Genomic DNA, 21,332 nt, shown 5'->3' with positions numbered 1-21,332 from the left:
GAGGTGGCTGGGGCCGGCGAATTGTAAGCTGGCGCCCCGCGCATTTCCCCAGGCAGAGGAATCAGGCAACGCGAACACTTAATCCACTTTCGCCCCCGACCGTTGCACCAGCGGCACCCATTTGGCGATATCCGCCTGAATAAATGCCGCCAAGCCGCTGGGCGGTCCGTCGTGGAAGATCTCATACCCCAAGCCCTGCAGCCGCTGGCGCTGTTCGGCGCTATCCATGACCTTGCGCGCTGCGGCGTTGAGTTTCGCCACGACGTCCGGCGGCGTGCCGGCGGGGGCCATCAGGCCGAGGTCGACGGTGATCACGTAGCCCTGCACGCCCTCTTCCATCATGGTCGGTACGTCTGGCAGCAAGGGGGATCGGGCCTCGCCGGTGACCGCGAGGGCGCGCAGCTTGCCTTCCTTCACCAAGCCGGACACGCTGGGCGTGTTGTAGAACGCGAAGGCGACCTCATGCGCCATGACGGCGGCCACGCCTTGCGGGGCGCCACGGTAGGGGATGTGCGCGGCCTGGGTGCCGGTGATCGACAGCAGCAGTTCGGCCGAGAGGTGGTGCGTGGTGCCGTTGCCGCCGGACGAGTACATCAGTTTGCCGGGTTGGGCTTTCAAGGCCGAGACCAGTTCGCGCACGGAGCGGTACGGGCTGTCGGACGGCACGACCAGCACATTGGAGCCGCCGGCCAGATAGGCGACCGGCACGAAGTCCTTGGTCGGGTCGTAGGACAGCTTCGAGAACAGTCCCAGGTTGATGGCCCAGGTATTGTTGGAGCCCAGCACCAGCGTATAGCCGTCGGGCGAGGCCTTGGCGACGTAGCTCATGGCGATCTGGCCGCCGCCGCCGGGTTTGTTCTCGACGACGACCGTTTGCCCCAGTTGCTGGCTCAGGCCGGGCTGGATGGACCGCGCCAGGATATCGGCCGTGCTGCCCGCCGCCAGCGGCACGACCAGCGTGATGGGACGATCCGGAAACGGCGCCGCCTCGGCTGGCGTCGGGACAAGCGGCGCACAGGCCAGTACGGCCCCCAGTAGAACTCCCAATAGTGTTTTCATGATGCCTCCGCGCTGGCGCGAGCTATGGAAACCATGCGGGCTTGCATGATGCCAAGCAGCGTATCGGAGGAGCCAACCCCGAAAAATAGGCGAGGTGCTATAGCGTCATGCCATCACGGCATGGCGGCGTCGCGGCGCAGGCGTTGGGAGACCGAGCGGACCACGGCGACAAAGGCCTGGGCTGCGGGAGACAATGGGTAGTTGGCCAGGCGCGCGATGGAGATCGGCCATTCCAGCGCCGGGTTGCGCAAGGCGATGCCCTTGATGCCGGCGGGCATCTGCCCGCGCGCGATCTGCGGCAGCATGGCCACGCCCATGCCGGCCTGTATCAGGCCGATGGCCGTGGACAGCAGGACGACGCGCTGTTCGACGCGCGGATAGATATTCGCGGCGATCAAGCGGCGGCTGATGTTGAGCCAGGCGGGCGCTTCGGGGTTCAGCTGGATGCAGGGCAATTCGGCCAGCACCTTGGCGTCGACCTCGTCCAGCCTGGCCAGGGGATGATCCATGCGCGCGAAGAGCGCGACGCCGCTGTCGGAAAGCTGTTCCACCATGATGCGGGAGTCGTCGTCCTGCATGACCGCACCCAGGCCGACATCGGCCTCGTGCGAGAGCAGGCGCGTGCGGATCTGCTGCACCATGCAATCGACCACGATCAGGTCCAGTTGGGGGTGGCGCTGGCGGAACTCCATCAGGATGTGCGGCAACAAGGTGGCCGCGCTGACGTGGCCCACGGCGACCATGACTTTGCCGCGCTTCAGGTCGGAGTGTTCGCGGCATTCCTGGATGGAACTGTCGATGGCCAGGATAGCGCGCCGCGCCGCGTCGACCATGGCCTGGCCGTCCCGCGTCAAGGAGACCTCGCGGCCGCGCACCACCAGCGGCTGGCCGACTTCGGCCTCCAATCGGCGGATCAAGTGGCTGACCGAGGGTTGCGACAGGCCCAGGCGTTCGCCGGCGGCCGTGAAGCTGGCCGTTTCACCGATAGCGACCAGCGCGCGCAGCTGGCGCAGGGAGACGGATTCGATCGGCTCGGTCATGTAGCGACGTCATGATGGAATAGTTTGCATACTATAGCTATATGGATGTGCGGTCCCTAAGATGGGATTTCCCTAACCCGCCAGGAACCGCAATGCCCCACTCTTCCTACGCCGCCGACCGCATGGGATCGGCCATCGTCGAACCTACCGGCCGCTTCGAAGCGGGCAGCTTCGCGTCGTTCACGCTGACGTACAGCGCGGGCTATTTCGGCATCGACGACACCGGATCGATCAAGATCGTGCACCGCTTCGCCAGCGACATGGGCAAGCCGCAGTTCGATCAGCCGGACGGCTGGAACTACACCACGGTCGAGGCTTCCAACGGCGCGGTGTTGCAGGTGGAGTACGACGGCAAGCGCAACATCCGGCCTTGGGATAAGACGCTATTCATCCGGGTGGTACGCGGCTACCTGGAGGAAGGCGATCGCATCGTGGTGCGCTTCGGCGATACGCGGCAGGGCTCGCCCGGCATGCGGGTGCAGACGTTCAGCGAGCCTACGTTCGAATTCAAGGTGCTGGTGGACGCCTTCGCGACCTACAACTACACCGAGCTCCAGCACTCGCCCACCATTGCCGTGGTGGCCGGGCCGCCGGTCGCCTACAAGGCCATCCTGCCCAGCCAGGCGGTGGCGGGCGAGCCCTTCAGCCTGGGTTTCAAGGGTGAAGACAAATGGGGCAACCCCAGCGATCAGGTCGCGGGCGAGTTCACCCTGCGCAGCAGCCTGCCGCTACGCGGCCTGCCCGCCACGTTCTCGATGCGCGAGGGCGAGTTTGCCGCGCGGCTTGAGGGATTGGTGGCCGAGGCGCCCGGCGAGCTGCGCATCGAGGTGCTGCGCGATGGCCTGCCCGTGGCGCAAAGCACGCCCTGCCGCATCGTTGCGGCCGGCGGCGGCACACGCGGGCACTACTGGGCCGACCTGCACGGGCAGTCCGAGGAAACCATAGGCACCAATTCCGCCGAGGACCTGATCCTGTTCGCGCGCGACCGCGCCTTTCTGGACGTCATGAGCCATCAGGGCAATGACTTCCAGATCACCACGCCGTTCTGGGAACAGTTGAACCAGCTGACCGCGCAATACAACCAGGATGGATCGTTCATCATCTTTCCCGGCTATGAATGGTCGGGCAACACCGGCCTGGGCGGCGACCGCAACGTGCTGTACCTGAAGGAAGACCGCCCCATTCATCGTTCCTCGCACGCGCTGATCGACGACCTGTCGGACCTGGCGCTGGACGCCAACGATGCCGATGCGCTGTTTGACGCGCTGAAGGACGAGGATGTGGTGGTGTTCGCGCACATCGGCGGCCGCTACGCCGACATTACGCGGTCCCATGACGCGCGGCTGGAGCGCTCCATCGAGATCCACTCCGACTGGGGCACCTTCGAATGGCTGCTGGAGGATGCCTTCCGGCTGGGCTACCGCGTGGGCATCCTGGCCAATAGCGACGGGCACAAGGGCCGGCATGGCGCCAGCCATCCGGGCGCATCGTTGTTTGGCGCATATGGCGGCCTGAGCTGTCTGATTGCCGACCAACTGACGCGCCAGTCGATCGCCGAATGCCTGCGCCAGCGCCGCCACTACGCCACCACCGGATGCCGCGCCTACCTGGACGTGCAAGCGCATTTCGACAGGCCGGCGCAGCGCTATTCCGATGATCCCAAGCTGGGCGCGCCGGTCACGCGCGAGCCCGTCACGCAGGCCGATATGGGCGCCATCCTGTCGTACGACGGCGACTCGCTGGAACTGTCCTTCGAGGTCCTGACCCATGGCGCCATCGAGCGCGTGGAAGTCCGCAACCGCATGGACGTGGTGCAGACGCTGTACCCCTACGACGAAGCCGCGCTGGGCAACCGGATCCGCATCGTCTGGGAAGGATCCGAGTACCGCGGCCGCGGCCGCCAGACGGTCTGGGACGGTAGCGCGACCCTCGAAGGCAACACCTTCGTCGATCCGCTACCGATCAATTTCTGGAACCTGGACAAGACCCTGGCGCAACCTCGCCCCGACATGCTGAGCTGGCGCTCGCTGACCACCGGCGGCTACAGCGGCATCGATGTGCGGCTGAGCAATCCGCGCGCCGGCGTGCTGAAAATCGACACGCCGGTGGTGCGTACCGAGATCCCCGTCGACCAGATCGGACTGGAGCCGGTCGTCGTGGAAAACGGCGGCATCCGGCGCCGGCTTCAAGTCTATCGCCTGCCTGACGAGAATCCGGTGCAACGGATGCAGGCGCGGGTGCGCGTGCCGCTGCACACAGACTCCGACAATGCGGTGTACTTGCGCATCACGACCGAGGACGGCTTCTTCATCTATTCCAGCCCGATCTACGTGGAGCGGACCGGGTCCGGGCCGAAATAAGGTGGCCGGCCGCTAGGCGCCGGGGTGCCTGGATGGGCTCCTCGGACCGCTGGCATCGTGCTTTTGGATGGCTAGCCGCATCGGATCCTCGTTGCTACGCTGGCTACCAGCATTCGCCAGAAACGCTCGGTCCAATTATTTCCACCCAAGAATATGCTCAAGCGCCTGAAGGGTAATACCCCTTTTGTTCGGCTATTGCGGCTGTCGGCGCAAGGGACGGCGAGCCGCCATTGGTTGTCATTATTCTTGGTCTCGGTCCTATTGGCCGGCTGTGCCGCCCGTCCTCCTGGCGCCTATCCGATGTACACGCCCGCGCCACTCAAGCCTTTCGCCACCGTCCCCGAAGGCAATGACCGCCTTGTCGCCGAACGGACGGCGTATCAAGACCGCGCGGACCGGGCGCAGCTCGCCTTGTATGAACAGAGCGACTGGACGTTGGCAGGCGTGGTCGTCGGCGTCACGGGCGGCTTGATTGGAAACGTGGCGACCACGGCTACCGGCGCCGGCATTGCGGCAGGTGCCAGTCAATTGGGTGCGCGGTATCACCTGGAGGCTCAGCGCGGCCTTTTCGATGCGGCGGCAAAGAAGGCGGGCTGTGTGGTCACGGTGACGTACGCCTTGCAGAACGGCGCCCCATCGGAGTTGAGCGACGAGCTCAACAAGCTACCCATCCTGGTGCGATCCATGAATTTCGCGTCGATGGAGATTCAATCGCAGCTGCGCCAGAATCTCAACGCGCTGACACCTGCTCCCATCGATGCCGCTGCCGTACTGGCTGCGTACAACGGCTATTACAAGATGCAGGGTACGCCGCTAAAAGGTTCAGCCGTGACTGTCCTGGGCAAAACCATTCCAGATTACGCAGCAGCTGAACGGCTCGCCAAGGAGGTAAAGCTGGCCCTCCTGGATATCGACTCATGCGTAAAGACGGGGTCTCCGGTAGTCCCTGCTTCAGTGGCAGCCGCCCTGGCTACCGCCGATACCGCAGCGCCGCTGGCGCCAACCGATCCGATCATCGATTCGCTGCTGAATCCCCCCAAACGCGAGGGCTCCCAGCCCAGCCGGTAAGCAAGGCACCGTGAACACCAGAGATGAAGCAGGCCGACGCCATGTGCCCGAACGCGCGCTCACAGGCAAGATGCCGATGGACTCGCACCAGGCCGGCTGACCTGCCCGGCCCCTTATCCTCTCAAGCCAACGGCAGCTCCAGCACCTGCTTCGTCGTCATGATGTCGCCGAAGGTGTCATCGATGCTTCCCAGCGCCGCACGATGCAGCATCGCGTGCGGCAACGCAGCCTGCTCCCCCGCACCCGTATCCAGGTCGCGCGTGGCGCAGGCATCAGCCGCCACGATCACCTGATACCCTAGCGGCACCGCGTCTCGGGCAGCGCCTGCAACGCAGGCGTGGGTCATCAGGCCGGTGATCAGCAGCGTGCGCACGCCCGCCGCCTTCAGGCGCTGGTCGATGTCAGTGCTGGGGAACACGCTGACCGTCGACTTGCGCAGCACCGTATGGCCCGCCGCGGGCTGCAGGTCGGGATGGAACTCGATGCCGGCGCTGCCGTCGGCGAAGACCGGGCTGCCGGCCGGCGTGGCGTGTTGGATATGGAAGACCGGAATGCCATGCCGATCGGCATGGGCGACGAGCTTAGCCGCGTTGCGCAGGGCCGCCGGACCTTCGGGAATGGGCAACCTGCCGCTGAAATATTCATTCTGGAAGTCGATCACCAGCAAGGCGGTGCTGGCCGGGTCGATGGACTGCGGGGTGGTGGCGCCGGCGATGGCGCGGATGGTCGGGTGGTTCATCGTAGGTCCTTGATCTGTAGGCGTTTAGTGTGCTGTTCACGCACGAGGGCGAACGGCGTCAAGGATGCGCCATCGGGTTTGAAACCGAAAGTGGCCCGAATACCAATAAATGATAGGATCGGGCCACATCCGCATTTCAGCCCATTGCGCCATGCATACCATCGCCGTCGTCGCCTTCGCGGGCATCAGTTCCTTTCACCTGTCCGTCCCCTGCATGGTGTTCGGCGACGACCTGGCCCGGCTGGGCGCGCCGCGCTATCGCCTGCTGGTCTGCGGCGAAGCAGTCGGGCCGGTCGCGACCATGTCGGGTTTCGATATCCATGTGCCGCACGATTATTCGGCCCTGGCCGAGGCCGACACGGTGATCGTGCCCGCCTGGCGCGATCCGGACGAGCGCCCGCCGGAAACCATGTTGCAGGCCCTGCGCGATGCGCATGCGCGCGGCGCGCGTGTCATCGGCCTGTGCCTGGGCGCCTTTGTGCTGGCCGAGGCGGGTTTGCTCGACGGCCGACCGGCTTCAACGCACTGGGTCTGGAGTGACGACTTCGCCCGCAAGTACCCGCAGATCCGGCTCGACCGCAAGGCCTTGTACGTGGACGACGGCGACATCCTGACCTCGGCCGGCACCGCTGCCGCCATCGATTGCTGCCTGCATCTGCTGCGTTGCGACCATGGCGCGGAGTTGGCGAACCGGGTGGCCCGCCGCATGGTGATGGCGCCGCATCGCGATGGCGGGCAGGCGCAGTACATCGAACGGCCGCTCACGCGCGAGGACGGCGGCGATCCGATAAGCGTGGCCATGGAATGGGCCATCGAGCATTTACAGGAGCCGCTGGGGCTGGACCGCCTGGCCAACGAGGCCGGGCTGAGCCGCCGCAATTTCACGCGGCGCTTCAAGCTGAAGACGGGCACGACCGTGACGCAGTGGGTGCTGAACCACAGGCTGGCCGCCGCGCAGCGGCTGCTGGAGACGGGCGGGCTGTCGGTGGACCGGGTGGCCGAGGCTACGGGTTTCGGGTCGACGGTGTCGCTGCGGCAGCATTTCACGGCGGCGTTCTCGGTGTCGCCTGCGGGGTATCGGAAGCAGTTCCGGCAGCGGTAATGGCGGCCCTTCCCGTGCCGCGCGCCGGATAGCGCCGGCCTATCGGAATGATCGCCATCGAACAGAAAAAAATCTTCCAATACTTGCCTAAAGCAAATAATAATATGCCTTAAGCAAGTAATTGGAACTTCCCATGACAGAGCAGTCGCTCTACGACCGCGCCGAAGCGGTCCGGTACTTCAACCGCTTCTACACCCGCCAGATCGGGGTGCTGCACGAGCATCTGCTGGCCAGCGAGTTCTCGCTGACCGAAGTCCGCATTCTCTACGAGCTGGCTCACCGGCCGGCGCTCAGCACCTCGGACCTGTGCCGGGAGCTGAATCTGGACGCGGGGTATGTCAGCCGCGTGATCTCGGGCTTCGAAAAGAAAGGTTTGATCGCCAAGACGCGCTCGGCGGCGGACGCGCGCGTGGGTTTGCTGGAACTGACGGACGCGGGCCGGGCGGCGTTTGCGCCGCTCAATGAAGCGTCGCGCAACGAGATCATCGCCATCCTCAAACAGCTATCGGAGCCGGCGCAAGCGCAGCTGGTCAATGCCATGAACGAAATCCAGAACCTGCTCGGCGACAAAGCCCCCCTGCCCTACGTGCTGCGCGATCCGCGGCCGGGCGACATGGGGCTGGTAGTGGCGAACCAGGCGAGGGTCTATGCCCAGGAATTCGGCTGGAACTCGGAGTACGAGGCGCTGGTGGCCGAGATCGTGGCGAAGTTCATCCGGGAATTCGACCGCGAGCGAGAGCGCTGCTGGATCGCCGAGAAGGACGGCAAGATGGTGGGCTCGGTCTTCGTGGTGCGGCAGGACGAAACCACGGCGAAGCTGCGCCTGTTGTACGTGGACGGCGCCGCGCGCGGGCTGGGCATAGGGCATCGGCTGGTGGACGAGTGTCTGCGTTTTGCGCGGCAGGCAGGCTACCAGCGCATGGTGTTGTGGACCAACAGCGTGCTGACGGATGCGCGCCGGATCTATGAAAAGGCCGGTTTCGAGCTGATCGAGGAAGAACAGCATCACAGCTTCGGCAAGGATCTGGTGGGCCAGTATTGGGCGCGGGATCTGTAGGAAGCGCAATGCATCCCAGCAACCAGATGAAATCCGTGCTTGCGGACAGGCGCGGCTCCGATGAGTGAACGCACCCAGGCCATTTGCGCCGCCGCGATCACGGGCGCGCTGGTGGGGGCCGCAATGGTCTCGACACGCGCAGTGTCGAACGACGTGTCGCCGGAGACCTTGGCCTTCCTGCGTTATGCCATCGGGGCGCTCATGCTTGCCGCGCCCATGCTGCGGCGATGGTCGGTACGGTTTACGGCCAAGGATTTCTGCGCGGTGGCGGGCCTGGGCATACTGCAATTCGCGATGCTGATATTGCTGTTGAACTACGCGCTGGCCCGCCTGCCGGCCGCCACGTGCGCGCTGGTGTTTTCCACGCTGCCGCTGGTGACGCTGTGCCTGGCGATTGCCACCGGACGCGAACGGTTCAGCTGGCCGCGGCTGATCGGCGCGGGCGTGGCGGTCTCGGGGATTGCACTATTGCTGCAGCCCTCTGCCGCCGCGGTGGGCAGCGCCGCGGTGGGCAGCGCCGCGGATGGCTGGGCTTGGGCCGCCTTGTTGGGCGCGACGTTTATCGGCGCGGCTTGCAGTCTTTTATATCGTCCGTACCTGCGTCGCTATCCATCCATGTATGTCAGCGTGGTGGCGATGCTTGTCTCGGTCTTGTTCCTGGCAGGCGTCTGCCTGGCGCGAAGCGCGCCATTGCTGCCCAGTCTGTCGGGCTTTCAGTGGGCGAATGTGGTGTTCATCGGACTGTCCAGCGCGGTGGGCTATTTCTGCCTGCTGTGGGCGCTGAGCCGCCTGGAGGCAAGCCGCGTCATGTCGTTTCAGGCGCTGGCGCCGATCACGGCCGTGTTGATCGAGCTATTGAGTGGCTCGTATCCGTTGACCTGGCGCCTGACAGGGGCTTTTGTTCTGGTCCTGTCCGGCGTCTGGTTCGGCACGCATGAACGGCGCGCAAGCGCACCCGCAAACGCCGCTTGAGCGGCCTCCGGGCCGCCAAACCGTTCAGGCCTCTGGATTGATCCGGGCGCGTGTTTTCTCGTCCAGGACGCTGCGCACCAGCGCAAACAAGGGATCCGCGTCGGTATGCTTCTGGCCGTAGGTCAGATTGAACCCATAATCAAAATCCGGCGGATTCAAACCCTGCGAGTGCTGCAAGATGGTCTCCAGCTTGTCCAGGGCCTTGACGGCCTTGGCTTCCGGCGTGGCGGCATCCTCATATTCCTGCCAAAGCGCCATGATTCCTGCGCGCTGCTTCTCGTCCAGGGACCGCGTCAGGTGCAGCAGGTCGACTTTCTCCTGCTCGCTCTTGTCTGGATGTTGGTGTTTCTCGATGGCCGGCACGTCGCCGTGTATGGCCTCGCCCAGATCGTGCAGCACGCACAGCTTCAGGACCTTGAGCATGTCCAGGCCGGCCAACTCGTCCTCAAAGGCCATGGCCATCAGGCACAAGCGCCAGCTGTGTTCAGCAGTGCTTTCCGGGCGGCCCGTGGACGTGAATCCGCTACGCAGCACGCTCTTGAGTTTTTCGGCTTCCTGCAGAAAGGCCAGCCGGCCTTTGATTTTGTCGATGTCCATGCTCAATCTCAACCCATTGCGGCGCAGCCTAGCGGCAAGGCTCCTTCGGCAGATCGAACCCGACCTTGACGCTGGTCGCGGCCACATTCCTGAAGGCGGCCTCGGCCACATCGTTGTAGCGGGCGTCGCAATTGAATTTGTTGTTGAGCAGGTAATCCTGGCCTTCGGCCTTTTCCATCTGCGAGGCCCATCTTTCGGCTGCATCCAGCGCCTCGTCTCCGGCCTGCACAAAGCCCAGCATGACCTCCATGCCGCCGGCTGCGCGCGGCGCGGTCCAGCTTGCGTAGACCCAGGGATCGGCGGCATTGCCGCAGTCCGTCAGGCAATCGGCCGTATAGGTCAGGTCCGGACCAAAGGCGGCGGGGGTGAGTTTCTGCCCTGGCTTGGGCGCATATTCGCCAATGAAACTGGCGAGGTCGGGCTGGCAGGCTTCGGATGCATCCATGCTCAGCGCCGATACCTTGCCCGACTTGATCGTCGCGGTGATCAGGCAGCCCTGCACCTCGAACACCCGATCGTCGCCGTAGGATTCCTGCGGCGCGCCGGTTATCGATTCGAAATGCGCCTGGCTCTTGCCCAGCATTTTTCCGTTGAAGACGTCCTGCACCGTGGCGGCCTGCGCAATGTTGCCGCCGGCCATCAGCAGCCCTATGGCCAAAACTCTGAAATGCATACTGGATCAGGCTCCGTCGAATATGGGTCTTGCGGCTGGCAAACCACGCGCGCAAACGGCGCGTATTCAAACACAAATGGCACGGCACGAATGGGCAAGAAATCGGCAATCCATGGGCATATGCCTGCGGATAATCCGAATTCATTGGAAGCTGTGGATTCAAGCAGTCACAACTGCGCCGACGGGCAACAAATTATCACGTTTACGACACGGCTCCGGCAGATCGCGGTATGACCGGCCTCCGACTAGCTCTTGGGCGCGAATATCACCTTGACCGGCGCGCCCTGCTTGATCGTGCTGGCCCAAGGGCCATTCTTCGGCTCGAACGCGGGATGCCAGGCCCTGAGTTCCGTATCGGAAATCCATTCAAGCTGTAGTTGCTCATCAGGCGTATACGACCGGAACTGCGTCAGCGCCACGATGAACGCATTGCACTTTTCCGATACGCCTGCCTCGACCACGGATACCTGGGTCTGCTCGTCCCAGGTCAGGGACCCGCGCTGCGGACACTTGCGGACCTCAACGTGATATTTCCCGTCAGGCGAAGGCCGATCGGCGATGATTTTGTCGGGACCGCAAGCCGTCAGCAGCATGGACGACAGCAATACCAGTGGCATGCTTTTTTTCATTGAAGAGCCTTCTGACTGTCAAGGAGGTCGAGCCGTGAAAACCAGCGCATGATACCTTGCGACACACCGTTGAAGCCTGAAGAGCTCCAGCACGGAGGACCTACGAACATGCATTTGCAATATTGCAGTCAGAAATTTGCCCTTATGCCCTGGAGGCTCGCATGCCGATAGCCCTGGCCGATCTGGAGCAAGGCGTCATGGAGCGGTTGCGCGCGCAGCCCGCATTCGCGGGCTGGAAGAAAAAGGGCAAGCGTTGCCTGTGGCGAGCCTGCGGCGAATTGCAGCAAGGCGTGGAACTGATCCGCTACAAGGGTTCGTTCGACAACGCGCAGCACGTGTCCTTGGGCGTCTACGTGTCCTTTCCATATGAAAAGGAATGGCCGGTCTACGTGCCGGCCGAGGTATGGAACAAGGGGCGGATGTACCGCCGCGCCTATTTGAAACCGGGAGAGGGGCTGGTCCAGGAACCCACCCTGGGCAGCGGCGCTGTGCTCAAGATCAGCGATGCGCAAGACATGGAAGACTGGCTGTCGACCTTGGCAACGGATGTTGAAAACCATCTTGCGCCCTGGTTTCAGCGGTATCAGACGCTGGAGGAGGCATCGTACGAGTATCGAATTCCATCCTGGCGTCTGATTGCGGCAGGCATCAAACCGGAAGCTGTTTGAACCCAACCCAAAGGTCACCTGCCCCCAAAATCCGCCGCCGGAATCTGTTGGGCATCCTCATATCCGCCGCCCTGCCCGGTGAATTCGAATCCGATGGTGGTGTAGCGCAGCCTGCCAGCATCCACCGACGACGGCCCCTGGGTCAGGGAAAAGTCCTTGGTCCTGTAGAACTTCCTGCTCATCAAGTCCTGGAACGCCAGGTAGTAATCGCCCGGCGCAACATTGACGATCGAAAACTGTTGGTTGGGTCCTACATAGACATGCCTGCTGCTGAACTGGACGCCCCGCGCGCTGCTGACCAGCTTCACAAAGAATGCGTTGCCTGTTTTTTGATTGACCAGGTTGACGACCGAACCACCGAAATCCCGCGACTCATATCCGTTGACGTATCCTGCTCCGGTCGGCCACGTTGCCCCGTTCGGCGCTTTGGGTACGCTGAGCGCCTGCTCCTGCCTCTGAGGGGTACCCATTGCAGCAGGTGCTGGCGACGTTTGCGCAATCGCGGCGTTGACTGCGGGATTGGCCGGCGCCGACGCCTTCGATGTATCCGGTTTGTTGCCGCTCGAAAGAAACAGGAAACCGGCTAGCACTGCGGCTCCCAATATGCCCGGCCCCACGATTTTCACATCCCGATTGCCGCAGTTCGGACACTTCAGCGAACGGCTGTTGCCCCTTGGATACCAGGTGTGGCCGCATTCGCGGCACGCATTCTGAGGTCGCTTGGTCTTTCTTGCCGCCATACGTACTCCTTGGACAGAAACTTGCCGCGCAGGCTCCTGTCGGCTGCCAGCAACGCAATACCGGACCGATCAATGAGAGCCGATCGGGTTGAAGGATTAGGGGTTGTGCCAGGCGCCGTCGCTATCTGAATGGAAGAACCGCACGTCCTTGACGCCTATATCCGTAAGCGCTTTGTGCGCGTGGTCGCAATACGTCTGCATGCCTTCGTGGACAGACACGGCGACGCGATCGGGCGCTGCCGCGGCGATCTGATTGAGGATGTGCCCTTCCTGCTTGGCGATGCCCCAGCCATAGATGACGAGGGACTTTCCGACCTCGCTCAAGGGGCCGTTGTAAACGCTGCGCAAGTAATGCGACTTCTGGATGGCGTCCAACTTCTGGTCGGACGTGCCGTCGCACACGAACAGCGGCACGCGGCCGCCCGAGCGCCACTCTTCGAAGATCAGATCTAGCAAGCCCTGCGGTCCGGCTACGAGCTTGTGTTCTTCGAAGGACGGCGTCACTCCCAGCACGATGTTGCCGTGCGGGTAGCAATAGATCGTTGGATTATCGACAGATCCGTAGGATTGCCGATACATCGCCCAGTTATCCGCGAAGGCGTTCTTGTTGAAGCCGTCCTTGAAGTGATAGCGGCTGCCCAGCGCTTCATTGCCCAATTGCGCTGCCCAGTAGACGATGAGGTCGTAGTTCAATGAAACGACGGTGCGGAACCGCCGCATGAACTTGTAGATCGGTTCCAGGTGGGGTCTGGCCTCCTCGTAGGAAACATGTACTTTCCGGACCGTTTGAATGAGCGCCTTGCGTACCGCGGCATAGGCTTCGTCCACCTCTTTCACGGCGATACCCAGGGCGGCATTCACTTGTTTCGCTTGCCAGAGCCGCCGGAGCACGAATTCAAAATCATCGGTCTCAAAGCGCTCGAATACATCCTGCGCCTTGGCGTCGATAAAGCTGTGCACCTGCGCGGCTTCGAACAAGCCCGTGTATCCGAACTCGCCGCTGACGGCGACGCTCGCTCCATTGCCGACGAGCAAGGTGTCGGAGAAGTCATTTTCGAGGTCCTGCCAATTGAAGATCTTGTGAGCCATGTTGCAGCCTTATCCCTGGTGATTGGGGCGACGCGGGGTATTGGCTGAAGACCACACCGTCCGGCGCCGCCTTGCGCGCCAAACTTGGTCTTGGCTACAAGGCGCTGCGGGCGATGACACGACGCCTGTTCAGCCTCGGCGAAAATACATTTTGAAACCTATATTCGTATACTGTCATTTTTGGCGGGGCGTTCAACTCCGAAACTAAGGCAGCTTTTGCCCCTTCTTTCCCAGGCCCCAGCAGGGCCCGAACGTGAACCCATTGCCCGTTTTCTATTTGTCATATTTTTTGTCATTTTGTCGCATTGGTTTCGCAACCTTGCGCCCAACTCAGGCATCATCTGCCCGCCCCGCCCGCGGGTAAATCACGTCCCTTTCATCAGGTGCCTCCTTGCAATCCCTCTCCTCCATCCGCCGCGACGTCCGCGCCCTGGTTCAATCCCGCGCCTACGCGCAGCTCGACGCCTATTACGCCGACCTGGAACAGCAAGACTGGGCGGACACGGAAAACCCCGGCGCGCCCTATTTCGAGGCGGCCAATTCCGGCACGCTGTTCGACTATTCGACCGTGTCGTACCAGGACGCTTCGGACTTTCTGCAAGCCTGGATCGCCGCCTGCCCGGACTCGTATCACGCGCAGCTGGTGATGGGCAATTTCTGCTATGGCCGCGCGGCCGATATACGCGGTTATGGCTGGGCGGACAGCGTGACCCAGGACCGCTGGCTGGGCGCGGCGCTGGCTTGTGAAAGCTCTGCGGCGGCGCTGCTGCAGGCGATGGCGCTTTCTCCGCGCCCGATTGCAGCCTGCGTGACGATGATGCAGCTGGCCGCGCATTTCAAGGAACCCTACTGGCTGCGCGCGCTGTTCACGGGTAATCCGCCCGCGACCTTGACGCATGACGACATCGAGGAAGACGGCCTGATGGATGCGGCGCTGGCGCATCTGGCGTCTGTGGGCGTGCCGCGACTCGCGCAGGCGCCGCAAGCCTTGCCGGCCTGGCTGGCGCCGCGCGCCGAGCATGAAATGGAGCAGGCCAAGGATTACTGGCTGCTGCGTGCGCTGGAACTGCGGCCCGGGCATCTGGGTGCGCTGACGGCCTACGCGCAGTACCTGCAACCGCGTTGGGGCGGCAGCTACGAGGACATCGACGGCATGGCCGGCGGCCCGCTATGCGCGGCGCTGACGGAGCCGCAGCGCAATGCGATCCGCTGGATCGGGATTTATGACTCGCTGGACAGCTATCCGGAACCGGACGACACCGAGGCGGTCGACGAGTACCGCCGCATTTTCGAGTCGTTCCTGGCGCGCGAGCTTCGGCCGACCGAGCGTGGCATGGCCTTGGGCTACTACGCGCAGTTCGCCAGCTATTCGCTGCAGGACCAGGCGCGCGCCCGCGCACTGCATGGCCAAAGCGTGGCGGCATTCGGGCCGAACGAGTATTTCGCGCAGGTGGACGGGCCGTTCCGCAGCTTCGCGCATGTGAGCATCATCCATCACCAGCCCGACGACGACGGCGCGTTCAAGCGCGTGCTGGAACGCATGTGCGGCTGGGATCAAGTGGCCACGGCGCATGCGCTGGCGGCCGTGGCGCATCAGTTCGGCCGCTGGGGTTTTGCTCAGGATCCCGCGCGTGCGCAGCAGCTGCTGGACCGCGCAGCGGTGCTGGCGGCGGACCAGATGGATGACGATTTCAACGTGCTGGCGGCCGCCGCGATGCTATGGGATGGCGGCGACCATGAGCAGGGCTATTTCCTGTCGCGGCAGTTGGCGGATCGGCGCGTACCGGACGCCGCCTGCAGCATGTACGACATCCACCGTGGGTTCCGCGACAACACGCCCGACAGCTACCTGGACAACGAAGTGCGCGACCAGTGGCTGGCGCGCGCGGTGGAGGATGGTTCGCCGCTGGCGAAGTACAACATGGCCCATCGCAATATCTTCGACGGCGAGATGGACTTTTCGCACCGCGAGAACCTGGACCGGGTGTTGTGGCTGCTGCAAGGCGCACGCGAGGAGCCGCGCGCGGAGGCGCTGGCCCGCCTGCGCATCGGCGTGCTGCTGCGCGACCACGGCACCGAGCAGGAGCAGCAGGAAGGCGTGCGCGCCTACCTGCGCCCGCTGGTCGAGGAAGACGACGACTGGCGCGCCGGGCGCGCCAGCGCCGAGATCGCGCTGGCCTACACGCATGGCCGCGGCGCCAAGAAGAACCGCTTTGCCGCGATCGAATGGGCGCAGCATGCCTGCCGCCTGCAGCCGGACGACGAGGACATCGAAGACATCCAGGCTCAGGTGATGAACTCGCACAGCCTGGTCAAGACCATAGGCACGGTGTTCGGCGCCTATCTGGGCCGCGGCGGCGTGTCGGCCGAAGACCTGCCGCCCAAGCCGGCCGCGCAGTAAGCATGGCGCGCGGCAGCCTGTCGGGATTGAAGCTGTCTGCCCGGCTATGGCTGGGCGATGCCGCCTTGGCGGGCGCCGGCGTGGCGCTATGCACGGCGCCCGCATGGCTGTACGCAGCCTTGCCGGGAGTCCTGGGCATGGCTGCGGCGGCGTTGACGCTGCCCCTGCCGTTCGCGGGCTGGGCGATGCTGCGGCTGCCTTTTGCCGCGCGCCCGCCAGGCGCGGAGGACGGCATACGCCTGCAACCCGAAGACGCTCCCGCGCTGTTCCGCGAGATCGAGCAAGTGCGCGCCCGCCTGGGTGCACCGGCGCTGGATGCCGTCTACCTGAACGGCGAGTTCAACGCCAGCATCCGGCAGCACCGGCGCCTGCTGGGCCGCACGCGCAACGTGCTGTGGCTGGGACAGCCGCTGCTGGAGATGCTCTCGGCCGAGTCCTGCCGCGCCATCCTGGCGCATGAATGCGCGCATATCGCGGGCAGCCACGGGCGCTACGCCAGCCGGGTGTACTTTGCGCGCCTGCAATGGCAAGAAGCCGCAAGGCAGCTGGAACGGCGCAAGGGGCTGTCGACGGGACCGCTGCGCCTCTTCATGAATTGGCACGTGCCGCGCTTTTTGGCGGCGAGCCTGGATTTTGCGCGGGAGTGCGAGTACGAGGCCGATGCGCAGTCTGCGCTAGCCTGTGGCGCCGATGCCGCAGCGAGCGCGCTGCTGGCCGTGTCCTTGCAGGGCCGGGCCTTGCGCGAGTATTGGCCGGACGTCTACGCACAAGCCTCTGACGCACAGCCACCCTCGCCACATGCGCGGCTGGCCGGCGCGGCCGAGCTGCCCTGCCCTCGCGACGAGGCCGAAGCGCAGGCCTGGCTGCATCAGGCGCTGTGCATCCCAACCGCCGATGACGACACGCATCCTTCCCTGTCGGACCGTCTGGCCGCGCTGCATGCAACCAGCGCCAGTCCCCTGCCCTGGCGCCGCGCCGCGCCCAATGCCGCTGAAGCATGGCTGGCCGACCAGCGCCTGCCCCTGGCCCGTGCGCTGGATGAATCGCAGCGCGACGCCATTGAGCAGGCCACCCGCGAGGCGCAAAACGAACGCGACGAAGCCATTGCCGGCCATCACGAGCTGCTGCGCAAGCAGCGCCTGCGCACGCTGTCGGCCGACGAACGGGCGCGCATGGCCTGGTACGCCGACACGCTGACCGGCGACGCGGACGGCGCCGCCGCCATGCTCGAACAGAATTTGCAGGATCATCCCGGCCACCTGCCCACGCTTTGCCAACTGGCCGCGCTACAGCTACGACGGGCTGCCCACCAGACCAACGCCGAGACTTCGCGCCTGGAAGCAGGCGCCGAGGCGCTATGGCAGCAAGCCATCGAGCAACCCGGCCTCCATCGCCAGCCCTGCCTGCGCCAGTTGACGGCAGCGGCGCTACGGCGCGGTGATGCCAGCCAAGCGCAAGCTTGGCGGGTGGAGGCGGACAGGCTGCAGCGGCAGCTCCAGACCGAGGACGGCCACGCGCGCTACCAACCGCATGGTCTCAGTGAATCCGAACTGCGCAAATTCGCCGACACGCTGGATCCGCTACTGCGCGCCGCCACCGGCGTCTGGCTGTTGCGCGAAGCCGGCAACGGCCATCTCGCGCTGCTGGTGCTGGCGCAGGATTCGGCATGGGCGCGCGCCATCGGCAAACTGACGGGCGAACAAAGCTATTTGCGGCGCGATTGCGAGATGCTGCTGGCGCGGCTGCTGCCGCGCCTGCGCCTCCCTGTCGAACCTGTGCTTATGGAGGCCGGCGACCCCTTGCTGAGCCAGTGCACACCGGCCGGCCTGCTGCGCCGGACCGGGGCCTGAGCGGCTCGAACACCGAACGCCGCGCCACGCACTATCGCTGCAATCCGCAACAGTATTGCTATCGGTTGTGGGAACCCGACAGTGCTCTGCGCATAAACAGCTGATTAAGCGCGCGTCGCGCGAGACCATTGATTTGCATCAATCGCGCCTGGATTTTCCAGCACTAATCTGAACCTGACCTCCTTTGCAAAACCCTCGTTCGTGCATTTCCAGACCATGTGCTGAATCCGGAGGTCCAAGCAGCTCTGCCATGGAACAGAACTACTGAGGCTAGGCATTTTTTTGTCGGTTCGATCTGCCATGCGCGTTGCCTGTACGTCCCCTCTCCCCCTCGGCCTCGTCTGCCGTCGCACCGCCTTGCGCGCGCGCCCGGGTTCAGCCTCCGTCCATTTCCCGCCTCTGATCGGAATCGCTTCGGTTCCCTGATCGCCCGGCACTTTCACCGCACCTCCATGGCTGCCGTCTGAGTAGACGGGAAGCCACACATTCCTGCGCGTCGTTATATGACCCTATTTATTGTTGTAACAACAACGATAAACAGGCTTATTCTTGTTGCCTGCCCTCGTCGGTTGTTCACCCACCGGCAAATTCAATTGGCAGGCATTACGCGCAGACGATCACTTCACTGAATTTCTTTTGATTAAGTGAGTAGAGAAGATGCAGCCCTTGTCACCAATTGACGTCCGCTTGTCATTCAGGCTTTCCAGCGCATTCCTGATCGCGTTGGGCGCTTTCCCCGCCTACTCCCAGACCATCGACGGCGGATCGATAGTCACCGTTCCCGGGTCGCAGAGTTCGCCCTGGAACCTGGGAGCCAGTTCCCTCACGGTAGGCAACACTAGTACCGGCACGCTGCAGATTGGCGCGACCGGCGTGGTGTCCAACGGATCCGGCTTCATCGGCCGGCAGGTCGGCAGCACCGGCCATGTGACGGTGAGCGGCACGGGAGCGCAATGGACGAACAGCGCTGGCCTGTCCGTAGGGTTCTCGGGCACGGGCACGCTGGGTGTTTCGAACGGCGGTGTCGTCAGAAGCACGACCAACACTTATGTGGGCGTGGCGGCGGGCGGCACCGGCACCGTTACGGTAAGCGGCCTGGGATCGCAGCTGAACACTACCGGCTTCATGCGCGTGGGCCAGACCGGCAACGGCACGCTGCAGATCAGCGACAGCGCGGTCGTGAGCAATGCGGCCGCCGTTGTCGGCTACGACCCGGGCAGCGTGGGCGTGGTGACGGTCAGCGGCGCTGGCACGCAGTGGAACAGCAGCGCTCAACTCAGCGTGGGCGCTTCGGGCAACGGCGCCGTGACCATTTCGAACGATGCCGTGGTCAGTGCGACCAGCGCCGTGGTTGGCGGAGCGGCCAGTTCACAAGGCGTCATCAATATCGGCGCTGCCGCGCTGGCCGCTGCGGCGGCCCCAGGCACGCTGTCGTTGACGGGCCCCAGTCCCAGCCTGACCCTGGGCGCAACAGGCGGACTGGTGTTCAACCACACCAACACCGCCGGCTATGTGTTTACTCCCGGCATCACCGGCGCGGGCAAGCTCAGCACCTACAACGGCACCACAATACTGACCGCCAACAACAATTACACGGGCGGTACCACGATCGCCGGCGGCACGCTGCAATTGGGCAATGGCGGCACCAGCGGCGCCATCGTGGGCAACGTCGCAAACAACGGCATCCTGAACTTCAACCGCACTGACAGCGTGACGTTCGCAGGCCTGATCTCGGGCAGCGGCGTGGTCAACCAGAATGGCACCGGCGCCACGATACTGACGGCCAACAACACCTATACCGGCGGCACCGCCATCGCGGCTGGAACCTTGCAGTTGGGCAATGGCGGCACCACGGGCGCGATCGTCGGCAACGTAGCGAACAATGGGGCGCTGGTGTTCGATCGCTCCAACACCCTGACGTTCGCAGGCCAGATTTCCGGCAGCGGTTCGGTCAGCCAGATCGGCGCCGGCACCACGGTGCTGACGGCGGACAGCACCTATACCGGCGGCACCACGATCTCGGCCGGCACGCTGCAGCTAGGCAGTGGCGGCACTTCCGGCGCGATCCTGGGCAATGTGGTCGACAACGGCGCGCTGACCTTCAACCGTTCCGACGTCCAGACCTTCGCCGGCCAGATCTCGGGCGGCGGCGTGGTCAACCAGATCGGCACAGGCACCACCATCCTGACGGCAGACAATACCTACACCGGCGGCACCACGATCTCGGCGGGTACATTGCAGCTGGGCAATGGCGGCACCACGGGTGCCATCCCGGGCGACGTGACCAACAACGGCGCGCTGACATTCAACCGATCCGATGTCCAGACATTCCCGGGCCTGATTTCCGGCAGCGGCACGGTCAACCAGATCGGCTCTGGCACCACGACACTGACGGCGGACAACACCTACACCGGCGGCACCACGATTGCGGCAGGCACGCTCCAATTGGGCAATGGCGGCACATCCGGCGCCATCCTGGGCGACGTGGCCAACAGCGGCGCGCTAAGCTTCAATCGCTCCGACGCGGTCACGTTCGCCGGCCTGATTTCCGGCAGCGGCACCGTCAATCAGAACGGCACCGGCACGACGATCCTGACTGCGCAGAACACCTATGGCGGTCCGACCAACGTCAATAACGGCGTGCTGCGCGCGGGCGCGGCCTCCACGCTGAGTCCCAACTCAGCCGTGAACGTGGCGGCAGCGGGTACACTCGATCTGAGCGGCTACAACCAGACTGTGGCCGGCGTGACCAATGCCGGCCTCATCAATATGGGCACCGGCACCGCGCCCGGCACCACGCTGACGACGCCGAACTACGCAGGCCAGGGCGGCAGGATCGCGATGAACACCTTGCTCGGCGACGATAGTTCGCCGTCAGACCGCCTGGTGATCAATGGCGGCACGGCCTCAGGCTCGTCTTCACTGATCGTCACCAACGCCGGCGGCGCGGGCGCCGTGACTACCGGCAACGGCATTCTGCTGGTCGATGCCGTCAATGGCGGCACCACGGCCACCAGCGCGTTCACGCTAGGTAATGCCGGCGGCTACGTCGCCGCGGGCCCGTATGCCTATACGTTGCAACGCTCCAGCGTGGACGGCAGCGGGCTGCAGAACTGGTACCTGCGATCGACGGTGGATTGCGCCGCCGCGCCCAGCAATCCCGCGTGCAAGGACAGTGGCGCCCCGAGGGCAAGACCGCGGCGGGCAGCGTCGACATGCACGGCGTGATGGCGCGCGGCTCCATGTCCGCCATCCATCGCTATCTGCCCCTGGAGGTCAACGCCGATG

16 protein-coding genes and 2 pseudogenes are annotated in these 21,332 nt (G+C 64.2%); 10 read left to right on the top strand and 8 right to left on the bottom strand.

All coding sequences use genetic code 11. The annotated features are described in order from the left end of the window. Positions 1-78 precede the first annotated feature (78 nt). Entirely contained in the window at positions 79-1,059 is a 981-nt protein-coding gene (locus NGK62_RS18120) for a Bug family tripartite tricarboxylate transporter substrate binding protein (RefSeq protein ID WP_251879685.1), read from the bottom strand. A 113-nt stretch (positions 1,060-1,172) separates the two neighbouring features. Continuing rightward, positions 1,173-2,099, bottom strand: coding sequence for a LysR family transcriptional regulator (locus NGK62_RS18115; protein WP_119451312.1), 927 nt, complete (start codon positions 2,097-2,099; stop codon positions 1,173-1,175). 92 nt (positions 2,100-2,191) lie between these two features. Here NGK62_RS18115 and NGK62_RS18110 point away from each other — a divergent pair, with 92 nt between their 5' ends. Together NGK62_RS18110 and NGK62_RS18105 are read left to right on the top strand one after the other, a co-directional pair. After that, complete coding sequence (locus NGK62_RS18110; protein WP_251879684.1) at positions 2,192-4,459, top strand: PHP domain-containing protein; 2,268 nt, start codon at positions 2,192-2,194, stop codon at positions 4,457-4,459. A 153-nt stretch (positions 4,460-4,612) separates the two neighbouring features. Further along, entirely contained in the window at positions 4,613-5,527 is a 915-nt protein-coding gene (locus NGK62_RS18105; RefSeq protein ID WP_251879683.1) for a hypothetical protein, read from the top strand. Positions 5,528-5,648: 121 nt separating this feature from the next. Here NGK62_RS18105 and NGK62_RS18100 read toward each other — a convergent pair whose 3' ends face one another. Then, positions 5,649-6,266, bottom strand: coding sequence for a cysteine hydrolase family protein (locus NGK62_RS18100; protein ID WP_251879682.1), 618 nt, complete (start codon positions 6,264-6,266; stop codon positions 5,649-5,651). 151 nt (positions 6,267-6,417) lie between these two features. On the opposite strand from NGK62_RS18100, the gene NGK62_RS18095 reads away from it, so the two are divergent. The 4 genes and pseudogenes from NGK62_RS18095 to NGK62_RS18085 all read left to right on the top strand — a co-directional run bounded on the left by NGK62_RS18095 (position 6,418) and on the right by NGK62_RS18085 (position 9,397). After that, entirely contained in the window at positions 6,418-7,368 is a 951-nt protein-coding gene (locus NGK62_RS18095) for a GlxA family transcriptional regulator (RefSeq protein WP_251879681.1), read from the top strand. A 133-nt stretch (positions 7,369-7,501) separates the two neighbouring features. Beyond that, positions 7,502-7,795: pseudogene (locus NGK62_RS32430) on the top strand (MarR family winged helix-turn-helix transcriptional regulator); the annotation flags it as partial. A 111-nt stretch (positions 7,796-7,906) separates the two neighbouring features. Then, the gene (locus tag NGK62_RS32425; protein ID WP_502803182.1) at positions 7,907-8,425 is read left to right on the top strand and encodes a GNAT family N-acetyltransferase; all 519 of its coding nucleotides are present in this window, start codon (positions 7,907-7,909) and stop codon (positions 8,423-8,425) included. Between the two features lie 60 nt (positions 8,426-8,485). Further along, on the top strand, positions 8,486-9,397 hold the full coding sequence (locus NGK62_RS18085; RefSeq protein ID WP_251879679.1) for a DMT family transporter: 912 nt from the start codon (positions 8,486-8,488) through the stop codon (positions 9,395-9,397). 24 nt (positions 9,398-9,421) lie between these two features. Here the strand turns inward: NGK62_RS18085 and NGK62_RS18080 are convergent, their stop codons facing one another. The 3 genes from NGK62_RS18080 to NGK62_RS18070 form a co-directional block, all read right to left on the bottom strand. Next, positions 9,422-9,994 carry an HD domain-containing protein gene (locus NGK62_RS18080; RefSeq protein ID WP_251879678.1) on the bottom strand — a complete coding sequence of 191 codons (573 nt, stop codon included), beginning with the start codon at positions 9,992-9,994 and terminating at the stop codon, positions 9,422-9,424. A gap of 28 nt (positions 9,995-10,022) precedes the next feature. Further along, positions 10,023-10,667, bottom strand: a complete 645-nt coding sequence (locus NGK62_RS18075) for a hypothetical protein (protein WP_059373295.1) — start codon at positions 10,665-10,667, stop codon at positions 10,023-10,025. A 245-nt stretch (positions 10,668-10,912) separates the two neighbouring features. After that, positions 10,913-11,284, bottom strand: coding sequence for a hypothetical protein (locus NGK62_RS18070; RefSeq protein ID WP_251879677.1), 372 nt, complete (start codon positions 11,282-11,284; stop codon positions 10,913-10,915). A gap of 173 nt (positions 11,285-11,457) precedes the next feature. On the opposite strand from NGK62_RS18070, the gene NGK62_RS18065 reads away from it, so the two are divergent. Beyond that, entirely contained in the window at positions 11,458-11,964 is a 507-nt protein-coding gene (locus tag NGK62_RS18065; protein WP_059373299.1) for a hypothetical protein, read from the top strand. A gap of 14 nt (positions 11,965-11,978) precedes the next feature. On the opposite strand, the gene NGK62_RS18060 is transcribed toward NGK62_RS18065, so the two are convergent. Both NGK62_RS18060 and NGK62_RS18055 read right to left on the bottom strand, forming a co-directional pair. Then, entirely contained in the window at positions 11,979-12,704 is a 726-nt protein-coding gene (locus NGK62_RS18060; protein WP_251879676.1) for a hydrogenase maturation nickel metallochaperone HypA, read from the bottom strand. 96 nt (positions 12,705-12,800) lie between these two features. Then, on the bottom strand, positions 12,801-13,793 hold the full coding sequence (locus NGK62_RS18055) for a DUF4917 family protein (RefSeq protein ID WP_118932135.1): 993 nt from the start codon (positions 13,791-13,793) through the stop codon (positions 12,801-12,803). 391 nt (positions 13,794-14,184) lie between these two features. Between NGK62_RS18055 and NGK62_RS18050 the strand changes: the two genes are divergently transcribed. From NGK62_RS18050 to NGK62_RS18040, 3 genes and pseudogenes are all read left to right on the top strand, one after another. After that, positions 14,185-16,194: a DUF4034 domain-containing protein gene (locus NGK62_RS18050; RefSeq protein WP_251879674.1), complete on the top strand. Its 2,010-nt coding sequence runs from the start codon at positions 14,185-14,187 to the stop codon at positions 16,192-16,194. 2 nt (positions 16,195-16,196) lie between these two features. Next, the gene (locus NGK62_RS18045) at positions 16,197-18,044 is read left to right on the top strand and encodes a M48 family metallopeptidase (protein ID WP_251879672.1); all 1,848 of its coding nucleotides are present in this window, start codon (positions 16,197-16,199) and stop codon (positions 18,042-18,044) included. Positions 18,045-18,701: 657 nt separating this feature from the next. Then, positions 18,702-21,110: pseudogene (locus tag NGK62_RS18040) on the top strand (autotransporter outer membrane beta-barrel domain-containing protein); the annotation flags it as partial. Positions 21,111-21,332 lie beyond the last annotated feature (222 nt).

Origin of the sequence: Achromobacter sp. Marseille-Q4954, from assembly GCF_943737025.1 — a bacterium.
Classification (GTDB): domain Bacteria; phylum Pseudomonadota; class Gammaproteobacteria; order Burkholderiales; family Burkholderiaceae_B; genus Achromobacter; species Achromobacter bronchisepticus_A.
The sequence above is the reverse complement of the archived record's forward strand: the minus strand, read 5'-3'. Positions and strand labels throughout refer to the sequence as shown.